General features: G+C 42.6%; 14 protein-coding genes and 1 tRNA gene. 5 read left to right on the top strand and 10 right to left on the bottom strand.

Annotation, left to right across the window (positions count from 1 at the left end; all coding sequences use genetic code 11):
• Positions 1-18: 18 nt before the first annotated feature.
• The 6 genes from J9317_RS06910 to J9317_RS06885 all read right to left on the bottom strand — a co-directional run bounded on the left by J9317_RS06910 (position 19) and on the right by J9317_RS06885 (position 4,169).
• A complete protein-coding gene (locus J9317_RS06910) occupies positions 19-822 on the bottom strand; it encodes a transporter substrate-binding domain-containing protein (RefSeq protein ID WP_211557330.1) in 804 nt (267 codons plus the stop codon).
• Between the two features lie 21 nt (positions 823-843).
• Positions 844-1,572 (bottom strand): amino acid ABC transporter ATP-binding protein, encoded by a 729-nt coding sequence (locus J9317_RS06905; RefSeq protein ID WP_211557323.1) that lies wholly within the window; start codon positions 1,570-1,572, stop codon positions 844-846.
• A 198-nt stretch (positions 1,573-1,770) separates the two neighbouring features.
• Positions 1,771-2,115 carry a hypothetical protein gene (locus J9317_RS06900; RefSeq protein WP_211557321.1) on the bottom strand — a complete coding sequence of 115 codons (345 nt, stop codon included), beginning with the start codon at positions 2,113-2,115 and terminating at the stop codon, positions 1,771-1,773.
• 100 nt (positions 2,116-2,215) lie between these two features.
• The gene (locus tag J9317_RS06895; RefSeq protein ID WP_211557319.1) at positions 2,216-2,863 is read right to left on the bottom strand and encodes a hypothetical protein; all 648 of its coding nucleotides are present in this window, start codon (positions 2,861-2,863) and stop codon (positions 2,216-2,218) included.
• Between the two features lie 221 nt (positions 2,864-3,084).
• Positions 3,085-3,528, bottom strand: coding sequence for a GNAT family N-acetyltransferase (locus tag J9317_RS06890; protein WP_211557317.1), 444 nt, complete (start codon positions 3,526-3,528; stop codon positions 3,085-3,087).
• Between the two features lie 14 nt (positions 3,529-3,542).
• On the bottom strand, positions 3,543-4,169 hold the full coding sequence (locus J9317_RS06885) for a metal-dependent hydrolase (protein ID WP_211557313.1): 627 nt from the start codon (positions 4,167-4,169) through the stop codon (positions 3,543-3,545).
• Between the two features lie 118 nt (positions 4,170-4,287).
• Between J9317_RS06885 and J9317_RS06880 the strand changes: the two genes are divergently transcribed.
• Positions 4,288-4,361, top strand: a tRNA-Arg gene (locus J9317_RS06880).
• A gap of 95 nt (positions 4,362-4,456) precedes the next feature.
• Here J9317_RS06880 and J9317_RS06875 read toward each other — a convergent pair.
• A complete protein-coding gene (locus tag J9317_RS06875; RefSeq protein ID WP_211557312.1) occupies positions 4,457-5,008 on the bottom strand; it encodes a GbsR/MarR family transcriptional regulator in 552 nt (183 codons plus the stop codon).
• Between the two features lie 548 nt (positions 5,009-5,556).
• Here J9317_RS06875 and J9317_RS06870 point away from each other — a divergent pair.
• Genes J9317_RS06870 through J9317_RS06855 form a run of 4 tightly spaced genes read left to right on the top strand, consistent with a single transcriptional unit; the run spans position 5,557 to position 9,021 of the window.
• On the top strand, positions 5,557-6,699 hold the full coding sequence (locus tag J9317_RS06870; protein WP_211557310.1) for a betaine/proline/choline family ABC transporter ATP-binding protein: 1,143 nt from the start codon (positions 5,557-5,559) through the stop codon (positions 6,697-6,699).
• A gap of 18 nt (positions 6,700-6,717) precedes the next feature.
• On the top strand, positions 6,718-7,371 hold the full coding sequence (locus J9317_RS06865; protein ID WP_035409113.1) for an ABC transporter permease: 654 nt from the start codon (positions 6,718-6,720) through the stop codon (positions 7,369-7,371).
• Positions 7,372-7,390: 19 nt separating this feature from the next.
• On the top strand, positions 7,391-8,305 hold the full coding sequence (locus tag J9317_RS06860) for an osmoprotectant ABC transporter substrate-binding protein (protein WP_211562178.1): 915 nt from the start codon (positions 7,391-7,393) through the stop codon (positions 8,303-8,305).
• A gap of 17 nt (positions 8,306-8,322) precedes the next feature.
• Positions 8,323-9,021 carry an ABC transporter permease gene (locus J9317_RS06855; protein WP_211557300.1) on the top strand — a complete coding sequence of 233 codons (699 nt, stop codon included), beginning with the start codon at positions 8,323-8,325 and terminating at the stop codon, positions 9,019-9,021.
• A gap of 300 nt (positions 9,022-9,321) precedes the next feature.
• Here the strand turns inward: J9317_RS06855 and J9317_RS06850 are convergent, their stop codons facing one another.
• From J9317_RS06850 to ggt, 3 genes are all read right to left on the bottom strand, one after another.
• Positions 9,322-9,933 carry a class I SAM-dependent methyltransferase gene (locus J9317_RS06850; protein ID WP_211557296.1) on the bottom strand — a complete coding sequence of 204 codons (612 nt, stop codon included), beginning with the start codon at positions 9,931-9,933 and terminating at the stop codon, positions 9,322-9,324.
• A 147-nt stretch (positions 9,934-10,080) separates the two neighbouring features.
• Positions 10,081-11,508, bottom strand: a complete 1,428-nt coding sequence (locus J9317_RS06845; RefSeq protein WP_431190699.1) for an alpha/beta hydrolase — start codon at positions 11,506-11,508, stop codon at positions 10,081-10,083.
• A 624-nt stretch (positions 11,509-12,132) separates the two neighbouring features.
• Positions 12,133-13,875: a gamma-glutamyltransferase gene (gene ggt / locus J9317_RS06840; protein WP_211557294.1), complete on the bottom strand. Its 1,743-nt coding sequence runs from the start codon at positions 13,873-13,875 to the stop codon at positions 12,133-12,135.
• Positions 13,876-14,204: the final 329 nt, after the last annotated feature.

The raw sequence follows: 14,204 nt of genomic DNA, 5'->3' as shown, positions 1-14,204 counted from the left end.
CCCATCTCGCTTTCACTTCTATTCTTCTTTGATCCACTTTTGCTTGATCTTGTCATACTCACCACTGTCCTTAAGTTCCTTAAGGAAGTCATTAACATACGTCGTGAACTCATCGTCACCCTTGACAATCGCGATTCCATAAGGCTCATCTGTGAATGGCTCGCCTGCCAATTCATAATTGGAATCCTGTGCAGCCATTCCATAAAGAATGGAATTATCTGTAGTCAGCGTATCGCCTTGACCGGCTTTCAGTGCGGTGAACGCCTCTGCATAGTTCTCAAATTCAAGAACCTCTGCATCCGGAGCTTTCTCTTTAACATTCGCTACAGAAGTAGACCCTTTAACTGCTAAAACCTTCTTGCCTTTCAAATCTTCTACACTTTTAATATCACTGCCTTTTTTCACAAGAAGAGACTGTCCTGCTTCGAAATATACATCTGAGAAGTTCACTTCTTTTTTACGTTCTTCCGTAATGGTCATGGTCGCAATAATCGCATCTATATCACCATTTTGAAGCATTTGCACACGTGTTTTCGATGTAACCTCTTTTAGCTCAATCTTGCTTTCATCCCCAAGGATCTTTTTTGCCAAAGCTTTCGCTACATCAATATCAAATCCTTCAACATCGCCGCTTGAAGGATCCTTATATCCGAATAGATTAGTATCGTACTTTACTCCGACGACCAGCTTGCCGCGGTCTTTAATAGCCTCAAGTGTATTTTTCTTTTCCGAGCCTGATGAGCCGCTGCTTCCGCAGCCCGCTGCAAGTGCAAGTACGAAAATCAGCAAAGCGCTAAGAATCCATCTAGCCTGTTTTTTCATCTAACATTCCCCCTGTATGTATTAATGATTTAAAATCCTGCTTAAGAACACTTTTGCGCGTTCTTCTTTCGGATTTGTAAAAAACTCATCCGGCTTGCTGTCTACTAGAATGTGTCCATGATCCATGAACACAATCCGGTTGGCTACTTCTCGGGCAAAGCCCATTTCATGGGTAACCACGACCATCGTCATGCCATCCTTGGCAAGTGTCTTCATGACATCCAGTACCTCGCCGATCATTTCCGGATCCAATGCGGAAGTCGGTTCATCGAACAGCATGATATTCGGCTTCATCGCAAGACCTCTGGCAATCGCTACCCGCTGCTGCTGTCCCCCTGACAGCTGAGCAGGGTAAGAGTCAGCCTTGTCAGGAATGCCGACCTTTTCCAAATAATACATCGCCGTTTTCTTCGCCTCTTCATCGGAAACCTTGAGTGCTTTTTTTGGAGCGAGCGTAATGTTCTCCAAAACGGTCCTGTGCGGGTAAAGATTGAAGTGCTGAAACACCATCCCGATATTTTTTCGAAGTTCATTAATTTTGACCTTCTTGTCATGAACAGGTTCCTTGTTCACAACCAGCTCGCCATCTGTAATAGTTTCCAGACGGTTGATGCACCTGAGCATCGTGCTTTTGCCAGAACCGGAAGGCCCAACGACGACGACTACCTCTCCTTCAGCGACCTCAAGATTGATATCGGTCAGTACTTGGAAGTCTCCAAAATGCTTATTAACCTTGCGAAAAGAAATCAATCCTGCACCCCCTTATGGTTGTATGTATGCGGCTCGGGTTTTAAATCTGCTGCACTAAAAAATATGAATTTTCTGACTTAGGTAATATTAATTCCATTAAATTTCCTAAATTCCTGCCTTAACTGACAAAATTCTTATTTTTTTGTATAAACTGTAAGGAAATCTCCCTAAAAAAGACTTTGCAGATTATGCAAAGTCCTACTTTCCGATACGATATCTCAAATAATTAAAGTTGGAGGTTGGTATCTCTTTGACTGTACTTCCGTCTTCACTTTTGAAGATTTCAAATTCCTGATACGTTTCCACTTTATAGGCAATCCCATCATCCATTACCTGCTTCGTTCCTACAAGCTTGTTTTCCAAATCATACGGATCTTCTGCTGCTCCGGCAGCCTTGCCTTGAACGGAAATGGTCTCTTCCCCGCTAAGCATAACCGGACTATGAGTCTCTTCATTCCTGACATCCCAGGAGCTCATATAAACAGATGCTCCTATGATGCAAACCGCCATCACTGCCGGCAAAAAGCTTTTTTTCAGGCTCATAAGAGGTTCTCTCCCTCTCTTCTTTTTATCAATCTATTCAGCTGAAGGGTGAAACATGTCCAAAAAAAGCCGCAAATCCATTTGGATTTGCGGCCTTCTATTAATTCAGAATGGTTTCTGTTCCTTCTCCATTACCCTCATCACGGTATTCAATTGCTTTGCCATCATCTGTTTTATGATAGATACGGAAACGTTCAACCGTATTTTCAGGAGTATAGTAAATGAATACCTGTGATTCAAGTTTGCCCGCTTTAATAGCTTCTACATCCGGATCTGCAGCAGCTGATTTATATCCATCCTGCGGCATATAATCGTAGCGAAGAGCTTTGCCGTCCTCAGTTGTAACTTCAACCGGCTGTGTGTTTTGCAGGACGCTCTCAGCTTCTTCTTTTGTTAGACCAATAGAAATTTCATCTCTCATTTCGAAAGGAGAAACGTAATGTGTATCTTCTTCTTGAGCTGGTTCTTCTGCAGGCTCATCTTGTGCGGGCTCGTCCGTTTCAGCAGCTGTGTCCCCCTCTGAAGGTGCTGATGGCTCTTCCTGTTCAGGAGCCGGTTCTTCCTCGGTTGTTGTACCCTGATCCGGGGTTTCCTCTTTAGCTGGTTCTTCTGCTTGATCATTTTGTTCAGGTTTCTGTTCATTCTCTGCTGCTGGTTCTGCTTTTTTCTCGCTTGCTCCCTGTGATTGGCAGCCTGCAGCGAAAATAAGCATGCTGGCTACTGCTAACGTAATAATCTGCTTGAACATGATGGATAAGACCTCCCAAGTTAAAATCGCATTAATAATGTTACCATAAAATAATGAAATAAAGGAAAATCATTGAAGAACTTTCATTGAATTTGTCGAAACACTGCAGCATAAGGTTTCATATATTAAACAATTAATTTCAAAAGAGAGCTCTTTTTAAAAAGCTGACCAGACGAATTCCTGCAGGAGAACAATCTGTGTAAGTATTATCAAACCATCTCTCATTTTCTCAGAATCATATCAAGATGGGGAATCCCATCCTCCAAATACGTATCTGTCACAGCTTCAAATCCAAAGGATCCGTAAAAGTTTCTTAAGTACTCCTGTGCCTGTATTTTAACGGAGAATTCTTTATGAACTTTTTCGGCGAATTCTAATCCTTTTTTCATTAGTTCTGCCGCTAAGCCTTGTCCTCTGTATTCTTCTTTCACAAATACCCGCCCTATAGATGCTTCTTCGTAAGAAATTCCAGGAGGAAGCAGTCTTGCGTACGCTGCTATAGTTCCGTCTATTTCATAAAATAAGTGGCAGGAATCCAAATCTTTTCCGTCTGCCTCAAGATAAGGACAGTTTTGTTCTACTACAAACACCTGCGTTCTCTCTTTTAAAATCGAATAAAGTTCCCGGGTTGTCAATTCGTTAAAGCTTTTAATTACCCATCCCACTAGCTGTCACCTCATTAAAATTCTTTCTTTGAAAAAGGCTGAAACCACTTTACCCCTTTCCGGTTTACCGGAAGGACTTTCAAGTCAGCGATCAAATGACTGGCATATCCTGCTGCACATGCATAGAAAACACCGGGAACCTGCAAATCCTGCTCCAGGTAATAACCAATAAAACCAAAGTAAACGAGGCCGATCAGTGAATGCGTAATGCCCCGATGCGGCTGGCGGGATGCAGCTGAAATATAGAGGCCCATCATGATTATCCAGATTTCATTCGTTACGATACCGGCACCCGCTACGACAATGCCCGTCATTAAAAGAATCGTCCTTTTTTTCATAAAAATCCTTGGGAGAGCAATTAACCCTGCACCGATTATCATTCCGATCCACTGCTCGGTTCCTCTCTCAGTAAATGCACTGTCGCTTGCCAAAAGCACCCCAATTAGAGCCAGCAGCCCGTAAATCCATTTCCTTGAGGTAATGGTGTTTGAAAGCTTTCCATTTACATCCAAATCAGGTACAAGCCCAGAAAGCACCCCAATTCCTATTAACGATGCAGCAGTCATTGAATCTGCCTGCTGCGTATACGCGACAGCCATTCCAGCTGCGCCGCCTATAAAGGCATGTGAACTTCCCCTCATCATCAATCCGCCTATTCTAGCTGTTATGTAGTTCATCAATCATTATAGCAAACATACGCTCGCATCTGTAGCTTTTTCTTTGACGTTCTAAGAAATTTCGATTATACTATTGTTCTGTGTCCCAGTAGCTCAGCAGGATAGAGCGACAGCCTCCTAAGCTGTAGGCCGTGAGTTCGAATCTCGCCTGGGACGTCTAACAAAAAAAGCCTGGCATCCCTTGTATAAGGGATGCCAGGCTTTTTTGCTGCCAGAATCTTTACCCGTTAATTGGCTCCGGCAAAAATCAGTCAGTCTTTATCACTATTTGGTTTAGGTACATGTTTAAAGATTTCTTCGCTTTCAAAAAATTCAATAAGGTGATCCATCCAATGATAATATTCAAGCCAGCGTTTCGTCTCAGTCAGAAGCAGGTTCAGCCTGGCTTCAATCTCTTCCGTAAGACCTTCTTCCTCTAAAGCCTCCAGCAATTCTCTGCGGATTTTTTTTTCTGTTATTTTATTTCTGCTGACAATTTTACTCCAATTGGCGGAAAACAAAGAGATAAATGTCTGATAATGATCCTGCTCCACATTATATTTATCCCGGCGGGCACCCTTTTCAAAAACTTTTTCAGCAATATTTAAATCGAGCATTTCCCGCACAACCTGGCTCATTCTTGTTTTGCTCATACCGGTAGCCTGGGATAGCTCATCTAATGTTAATGGTTCCTTATTCAGGTAAATAATGCCTAAGACTCTTCCAACTGTTCCGGATACTCCAAAAGCAGCCATATTTTCAGCAGTTCTTTCAATGAACTGATCCTCAGTGTGTTTGATTTTATTCAGAGCCCTCTCGTTCATTATCCTTCTTCCCTTCATCCAATTACGAACTCATTTTTTAAAATACCATATTTTTCTCCGATAATCATTACTGAAAGATTTAGAATTTTGCCGAAAAAACGGGAAACTATGCTTAGTTTTTCCTATGTATGGGTATAAATCATATACCCAATACCGTCAAAAATATACAATAAAAATTGTACATAAAGTTCATAAACTTTATATTTTACAAAGTTTACTCTATAATAGGTTTCATTATACTTAAAAATCTTTTTTCTCTTGGGCTACGTTAAAGCATGGTGTTGATTTTATGACACCTGTTGATTGGAGCGAAAAGCGTGTGACTCCGAGCTAAGAGCAGCGGGACAGGTGAGACCCCGCAGTAGCGAAGCCAGGAGGAGGCTCACCGCCCGCCCAAGGATAAGCGAACGCCTGCTAGCTGCAATCAACAGCTAAGTTTAACAGAGCTTTCTCTTCAAAGCTATTTCTCTCTAGAAACATAAACGGTGTAGGGTTAATTTTTTCTACAGATCAAAAAGAAAACAGATAATAAACGGAGGTGCAGGCATTTGCTAAAACTAACTAATTTATCAAAAATCTACAAAGGCGGAAAACATGCAGTAAAAGAAATAAACCTTGAAATTGAAAAAGGCGAATTCATCTGCTTTATCGGACCAAGCGGATGCGGTAAAACCACAACGATGAAAATGATCAACCGAATGATTGAACCTTCAAAAGGAAGCATCTTCATCGAAGGAGAAAACATTCTGGATAAAGATCCGGTTCAGCTCAGGCGTGAAATCGGTTACGTAATTCAGCAGATTGGATTATTCCCTCATATGACTATCCAGCAGAATATTGTCCTTGTACCAAAATTGTTAAAATGGCCGGAAGACAAAAAACGAGCCCGGGCCGAAGAACTTCTTAAGCTTGTTGATATGGGACCTGAATATTTAGACCGCTACCCTCACGAACTGAGTGGAGGGCAGCAGCAGCGGATTGGCGTGCTGCGGGCACTTGCAGCTGATCCCCCATTGATCCTTATGGATGAACCTTTCGGAGCGCTTGATCCCATTACACGTGATGCTCTTCAGGAGGAATTCAAGAAGCTTCAGAAGACCTTGCATAAAACCATTGTGTTTGTCACCCATGACATGGATGAAGCGATTAAGCTCGCTGACAGGATTGTGATCCTTCGCGATGGAGAAATTGTCCAGGTCGGTTCGCCTGATGAAATTTTAAGAAATCCAGCGAATGAATTTGTTGAAGAATTTATAGGAAAAGAACGTTTGCTTCAAGCACGGCCGAACCTAGAGCGTGTCGAGCAGCTGATGAATCCGAATCCGATTACGGTTACGACGGACAAAACACTCTCTGATGCTATTCAAATTATGAGGCAGCACCGCGTAGATTCCTTGCTAGTTGTAGGGGAAAACGGTGTTTTAAAAGGATACATAGATGTTGAATCCATTGACTATAACCGAAAAACAGCAACTTTCGTCGGTGATGTTCTCAACACTGAAGTATTTACTGTTCAGAAAGATACACTCGTTCGGGACACGGTAAGAAAAATATTAAAAAGAGGGATGAAATATGTTCCTGTTGTGGACGAAAATAAGCGCCTGGTTGGAATTGTGACCAGAGCCAGCCTAGTGGATATTGTTTATGACTCCATTTGGGGTGATGAGGAAATCCATGTTGTTTCATCTTAATAGAAAGGAGGGTTCCGCATGAACGGTATCATTGAATTTCTGCAAACGAACGGAGTAGAAATGCTTTATAAAACATGGGAGCATCTCTATATTTCATTAATTGCCGTCCTATTCGGCATCATCGTGGCTGTCCCGATGGGCGTGGCATTAACAAGAATGAAAAAAGGCGCAGGCGTAATTATCGGTTTTGTAAATATTATTCAGACATTGCCCAGTCTCGCGATCCTTGCCTTTTTTATTCCATTGCTTGGCATAGGAAAAGTGCCAGCCATCGCGGCTCTGTTTTTCTATTCCGTCCTGCCAATCCTGCGTAATACTTATACAGGTGTACGCGGGGTGAATAAGAACCTTTTAGAGTCTGGAAAAGGGGTAGGCATGACGGTATGGGAACAAATCAGGTACGTTGAAATTCCATTGTCTATTCCCATTATTATGGCTGGAATCCGGACATCTACCGTTTACCTGATTGGCTGGGCTACACTCGCATCCTTCATTGGCGGGGGTGGACTTGGAGATTATATATTCATAGGTTTGAACCTGTATCAGCCTGAGTTTATTATCGGCGGAGCGGTGCCTGTAACGATACTCGCTGTAGTAATTGATTACATCCTTTCCATTACCGAAGATAAAGTAACGCCTAAGGGAATCAAAGGGATGAAGGAAGTTGCATGAGGAGGCGGCAGTCTTGAAAATGAATAAAGCTAAAAGAGTAATAACGGTCATTCTATTATCCTTCTCCATCATCTTAACCGGCTGCTCTCTTCCCGGCTTAAGCGGAGCTTCAGACACAACCATTAAAATCGGATCTCAAAACCTCACGGAATCTGAGATTCTTGCAAACATGATTGCACAATTAATTCAGCGAAATACGGATTTAGATACAGAGCTAATTAAAAATCTGGGATCCAATTATGTTCAGCATCAAGCTATGCTGTCCGGGGATGTCGACATATCCGCTACACGCTATTCCGGAACAGACCTGACCAGTACCCTGGGAATGGAAGCAATTAAAGATCCTGAAAAAGCTTTAAAGGTTGTTCAGGATGAATTCGATAAGCGGTTCGAATACAAATGGTTTGACTCTTTTGGTTTCGATAATACTTATGCCTTTACGGTCACGGATAAGCTGGCCGCAGAGAATAATCTGGAAAAGGTATCCGATTTAACGAAAGATGCGAACAGCTATAAGCTTGGAGTGGATAACGCCTGGCTAAAGAGAAAGGGAGATGGCTATAAGGGATTTGTTGATACATATGGCATTGAGTTTGGCCAAACCTATCCCATGCAAATAGGACTTGTCTATGATGCCGTCAAAAACAAAAAAATGGACATCGTTCTCGCCTTCTCTACCGATGGAAGAATTAAAGCCTATAACCTAAAAATTTTAGAGGATGATAAAAAATATTTCCCTCCTTACGACTGCTCTCCTGTCATACCAAAAAAGGTGCTGAAAGAACATCCTGAGCTTGAAGGGATTGTGAACAAGCTGATTGGCAAGATTGACACGGAGACTATGCAGGAACTGAACTATGAAGTGGATGGGAATTTAAAAGAACCATCTGTTGTAGCGGAGGAATTTCTTAAGAAGAACAATTATTTTGAGTGAAATTGGAGGTGTTTTACATGAATGTGCTGGAGCAGCTTTGGACGTATTATTCCCAGAATGGAGCCTATGTGCTCCATGAATTTTACCGTCACTTCCTAATGTCTGCCTACGGGGTATTTTTCTCAGCCATTGTTGGTATACCAACTGGGATTTTCATTGCCCGATATAGAAAGCTCAGCAAGTGGATTTTTTCCATAACAAATGTCATTCAAACGATTCCGGCCCTTGCCATGCTTGCTGTATTAATGCTTGTAATGGGTCTCGGAGTCAATACAGTCATTCTATCTCTATTCTTCTATTCCCTTCTCCCGATTATCAGGAATACATATACAGGGATTGTGAGCATCGAAAATGCATATTTAGAATCCGGGAAAGCAATGGGGATGACAAAGCTTCAGATCCTGACCATGGTTGAATTACCGCTTTCGTTATCTGTTATCATGGCGGGGCTTCGTACCGCACTGGTCATCGCAATCGGGATCACCGCCATCGGAACATTTGTAGGCGCAGGCGGACTCGGTGACATCATTGTGCGAGGAACGAATGCTACAAACGGGACTGCAATCATATTGGCGGGAGCCATTCCGACTGCTTTGATGGCTGTTCTGGCTGACTTGCTTTTAGGCTGGCTCGAAAAGGTTCTTTCCCCGGCTAAAAAGAAAAAGATATGGAGTACCGGTTCAGCAACTGCATCCTCAGAGGCAAAAGTTTCTTAACCGCCATAAGCAAAAACGCTCAGCTTCCCAGCTGAGCGTTTTTTTAAAAAGGCTAAGTTAAAAAGGATGTTGATTATTAACACCTGTTGATTGGAGTGGAGGGCGTGAGACTCCGTGCTAAGAGCAGCGGGACAGGTGAGACCCCGCAGGCGCAAAGCGCAAAGGAGGCTCACCGCCCGCCCCTCGGAAAGCGATCGCCCGCAACGGAAATCAACAGCCGAGTTTAACAGAGCTTTTAGAAAAGCTTAGGGAGCTTATAGGGCTGCCCCCACCTTTAGCAGCAGTAAAATCCTCCCCTTCTTAATATGGGATCCAATAAATCAAGAACTTCTCTGAAGGGTTATTTTCGTATAAACCAGGCAGCTGGATTTCTTCTTTCAACTCAAAAATCGTCTGGTTTTCCAAAAACATAATGTACTCTTCTGAAGGATAATATAATACCAGTTCCACATCTCTATCTGACTGCTCCATTGAGAGCAATATATTTCGAATAATTTTATAAAAAACCTGGATGGAAAATGGATTAAAGAAATAAAAGCGGTTATCCAGCGGATGAATTTCATACTCTTCCGCAAGGCAGCAGCAGAATTGAATTTGCTCTCCCCCATCAGGAACCTGTTCCAAATAATATTCTTTATTTTCAACTGCTTCATTGTAAAGATCCTCACTCATTTCAACACCCGTCACGGCTGCTTGAAAAAAGTAATGGATGTAAAAAACAAGCCTTCCTTTCCCGCACCCAAAATCTACAATTTGATCAGTGCTATTCAGTTTATATTGCTGAAATAATATGTCCAGAGCAGCGTAGGGCGTCGGTTCATAGGGATTATAATGGACATTCATTTTCTGCTTTATATCTTCTAAATGAATCCCTGTCCGAATATTCATCAGCTGCTCGTAATCTTCTTCCATGTATTCCCTTCTTCCTCTGCTAACATTCTCGTTTTTTGCGATACTCCTATACTACACAATATTTCCCCTTAACAAAACTAAGTGCCTTTACCCAGCCACAAATAACAGCCCGGATTCTTTTGCAATCCAGGCTGTTGTCATCTATTTTTATCGAGGATCTGTTTCCTTCCCTGTTTTCAAATCAATTACCTTGACCGGGTCTGTTGGCAATGGAATTTTCCTGCTGGAAGGGGCGTTTTTCTTATTTTCCACCCAATCAATCAGCAGGTCAAAGGATTGGTGCGCATACGGCAATAATGGCTGCAGTTTTTGCTCCGGATCCGTTTGCTTGTTCCAAACCAGGCTGTCCACGTGATTGCCGCCTTCAATGGTGTAAAGACGATGGAATTTTTCTTTGTCCTGCCATCTCACCATCTTTTCATATCCTTTTGCATGAATGTCCGGGAAAATGAGGGAATCAAGAGAGCCTGTAAAACTGATTAGAGGCACTTCAATATCTCCTGTATTGGCAATTTTGCTGATGTTTTCCTTAACCTCTCTCTTCCGGCTGCTGTAATCATAATCCTCGAAAATATAATCATAGCTGCGGTCCCGTTTCCAATCTGCCGTAAAATTCAAATAGTTTCTCCAATTAATTTTGCCGGGAGCATTCGGGTCAAAATGGTCACGGTATATATTCAGCGACACAAACCAATAAACCTGGTCATGATAAGTCCAAAGCTTTTCAGAGCCTTTAGGCAGCCCGGCTTTATACATTTGCCTCATTGCTTTTTCCTTCTCTTCCCCCTGCCCGTAAAGTGCCTCATCTGCATTGTTTACCACCGTTGTCAGCGAGCTGATTAAATTCGGCTCCTTTGCTGTCCATAAAACACCCTCCCAATCTACTCCGCCGTCGAAAAGACGGGGCTCTCCGGTTTTTTCGGGTCCGTCGTTCTCAAGGGCATACCTTACAACATATCCTCCATTTGAAATTCCGATGGCATATGTAGGCACTTTATGGTCTTTTTTAATTAAATCACTCGCAGGGTTCTTATTATCACTTGCTTTGATGAGCTTGTCCGGATAGTTGTCTGCCAAATATTTTTGAGCTGCCTTTGTGACTTGTCTGAAGCGCACATGCCATTCAGCGACACTGTCATCTTCATTGACCAGCGCATTTTTCACCTTCGCAAAAGGATCTGCCAGATCAATTTCTCCTTGAGTTCCTTTATCAATGGCTGCAAAAGCGTATCCTTTTTCCAGAACATAATCACTAAACAGCAAATCAGTGGACGTTTCGTTCCGTGTGGCTGGAATTCCTGCCGTCACTAGTTTTCCATTCCAATGATCCGGTACACGGATGACAAATTTAGCGTCATCAAACATTCCCGTTACCTGAGTACCTGTCACTTCTGCAGGCTTATACATTTGGTGCCATCCCGTTCCGCCTGCTGCACTTCCCCAATTGTACGGGGCAAGTCCTAGATTTCCATACAAAACAGCCTGCTCGTACTGCTTTGGATTCTTCGTTGTCAGCCAGCTGCCGTTTTTCCCATCAAAATAAGTTTCCGATACATTCACTGCACCCTTTATCATCACTTGTTCTTCCTTTGTTTGAGCAACAGCATTCACATTCATTACAGGACCAGCAGTAAAAACTAAAGAGGACACCAACGTAAGCGCTACCATTTTCTTTTTCAATCCGCTTCCTCCTGACAGAATTACGATTTTCTTTTCATTCTATATCCATTTTTTTACTTGCGCATGGGTATTTGGCACCTAAATCAAAACTGAAAATCATGAGGATTTGACAGCATCTTCTTAAAGGAAACGGATCGGTTAAATTTGTTTATTGTCGTCTTAAACTAAGTCCTGCTGAGTGGATTGAAAAAAATGAAACCCCCGGGATGCTTCATTTAAGCATTCCGAGGGTTTTGGCTATTACATAACTTCTTTCAAAATTATGGATTTTGCTAATTGTCCTGCTGGAGCAGCAGATTAAAGGATTATTACAGGATGATATTGTCGCATTTAGTCGAGTTGGCTGTAATCGACACGTGATTGCCCGTTATCGACACGAATTTGCCCGTAATCGACACAAATCTGCCCGCTATCGACAAAAATTTGCCCGTTCTTTACAAACACACGCTCCTTCAGCTTTTAGCAAAACCAATCCAATTTCAAATTACGAGGCAGCTTAGAAAATTCCATCTTCCTCCATCAATCTACCCCAATCGCAGCCCCATTCCTGCTGGAATCCGCGACTCCTTTATACCTTCCTTCAGGTCCATTGATTTCAATGCTTTGTACATTTCCAATCTCTTCTGAAGGCTTGTTGAATTTGTGACCCATAGCATTAAGCTTTGCAAGAATTTCCTTAGGGACACCATTCTCCTGGCTGTAAGATGTAACGCTGTTTGTGTAAATTCTCGGCTCCTCTACTGCCGCCTTTAGTTCCATTCCATATTCCAGTTTATTAATGATGGTTTGGAGCACTGAGGTGATGATGGTCGGTCCTCCCGGGGAGCCGACAGACAGCGCAGGCTTTCCATCTTTGAATACGATGGTCGGGCTCATACTGCTCAATGGACGCTTATTTGGCTGGACTTCGTTTGCGCCGCCTGGAATTGCATCAAAGTCAGTCAGCTCATTATTCAGCATAAATCCATAACCCGGCACCATAATCCCTGAGCCGAATACTTGTTCAATCGTCGTTGTGTATGAAACAACATTTCCCCATCGATCTGCTACAGTAAAGTGGGTGGTCTGCCCCACTGCTTTTTTATCCTGCTTTGGCTGCTGATCATAATTTGCCTGTCCATTTTCATATTTCCAAGGATCTCCCGCTTTTGGAGATGAATTTACATTATCTAATGAGATCTGTTTTTGTCTATCCGAGATGTATTGAGGATCCAGCAAGCCTTTGGCTGGAACTTTTACAAACTCCGGGTCTCCTGCATAGACGGCTCTGTCTGCATAGGATAAATGCATAGCCTCTGCAAGGAGGTGATATTTTTGCCATGATTTTTGAGGATATTGAGATAAGTCAAACCCGTCAAGCGTTTCAAGCATTTGCAGGAGGAATATTCCGCCTGAGCTTGGAGGCGGCATACTTGCAATCTGATAGCCCTGGTAATCTCCCCAGATTGGCTTGTCCCAGGTAATGCCGTACTTTTTTAAATCCTTTTCAGTCAGTGATCCTCCGCGCTTTTGAACCTCTTCCGATAAGGCGCTTGCTATTTTCCCTTTATATAATGCAGCTGATCCGTTTTTCTGAATCATTTTAAATGTTTTCGCCAAGTCTTTCTGCTTCAGTTTTTCTCCTTCTTTAAGCGGTCTGCCGTTTGGTACAAATACACTTCCGGCCGCCGTTTTCTGAAGCTTTTCTTTGTTATCACTGATGGCTTTTGCTAAAACAGAGTCAATCGGGAAGCCCTTCTCAGCAAGCTTCACAGAAGGAGAGATGAGCTTTTTCATTGGTTTAGTTCCCCAGCGGTCCAATGCCGCTTCAAGACCTTTCAGCGTTCCCGGCACTCCTACTGCATTTCCGTGCGTATGCCTTTCAGCAAATGGAATGGGTTTACCGTCCTTGCCCAAAAACATATCCGGCTTTGCCCCAGCTGGAGCACGTTCCCTGCTGTCTACTATAGAAGTCTTCTTCGTCCTTGCGTCATACACCATCATGAATCCGCCCCCGCCGATTCCGGACATCATCGGTTCGGTGGTATTAAGGGCAAATTGAATGGCTACTGCAGCATCGATTGCATTTCCCCCATCTTTTAAGACATCTGCCCCGATTTTAGAAGCTTGAGGGGTTGCTGCTGCAACCATACCTTTATTTCCTGTCGCTACCTGCGAAGTGTTTTTTCCAGACGGTGCTGCAGCAGCTGTGAATGGTGCAGTACCAAAAAGTAAAGCAAAGCAAATGAAAAGGGACTTGCTTTTCCTTAAAATATCTTCCATCTTTTTTCCTCCCTCATACGAATATTTACCTTTTAACCTTATGAATAAGAGGTAGAGATTTCAATCAAAAAGACTTTATATTCTGAATTTTGTGAGTATATACCCTCTTTGACTCTGCCTCGTATGTATAAGTTCCTAAATTAGACAAACACTAGTTTTATTAAATAGGCTTTGCTAAAGGATGAAACTCTTACGCTTAATTGGTGAATAAATGAAAAAAATAGCCATACATAATTCAATTTGTTCGTATTTTGGTTTTTTCAGCACTATCGACTCGAACTGCTTTGTACAAATATCCTGTTTGATTTATTTTTCTTTCTTTTGCTTAG

The organism is Metabacillus flavus (assembly GCF_018283675.1).
Classification (GTDB): Bacteria; Bacillota; Bacilli; order Bacillales; family Bacillaceae; genus Metabacillus_B; species Metabacillus_B flavus.
Note: the sequence above shows the minus strand (reverse complement) of the source record. Positions and strands in the feature narration are given on the sequence as shown.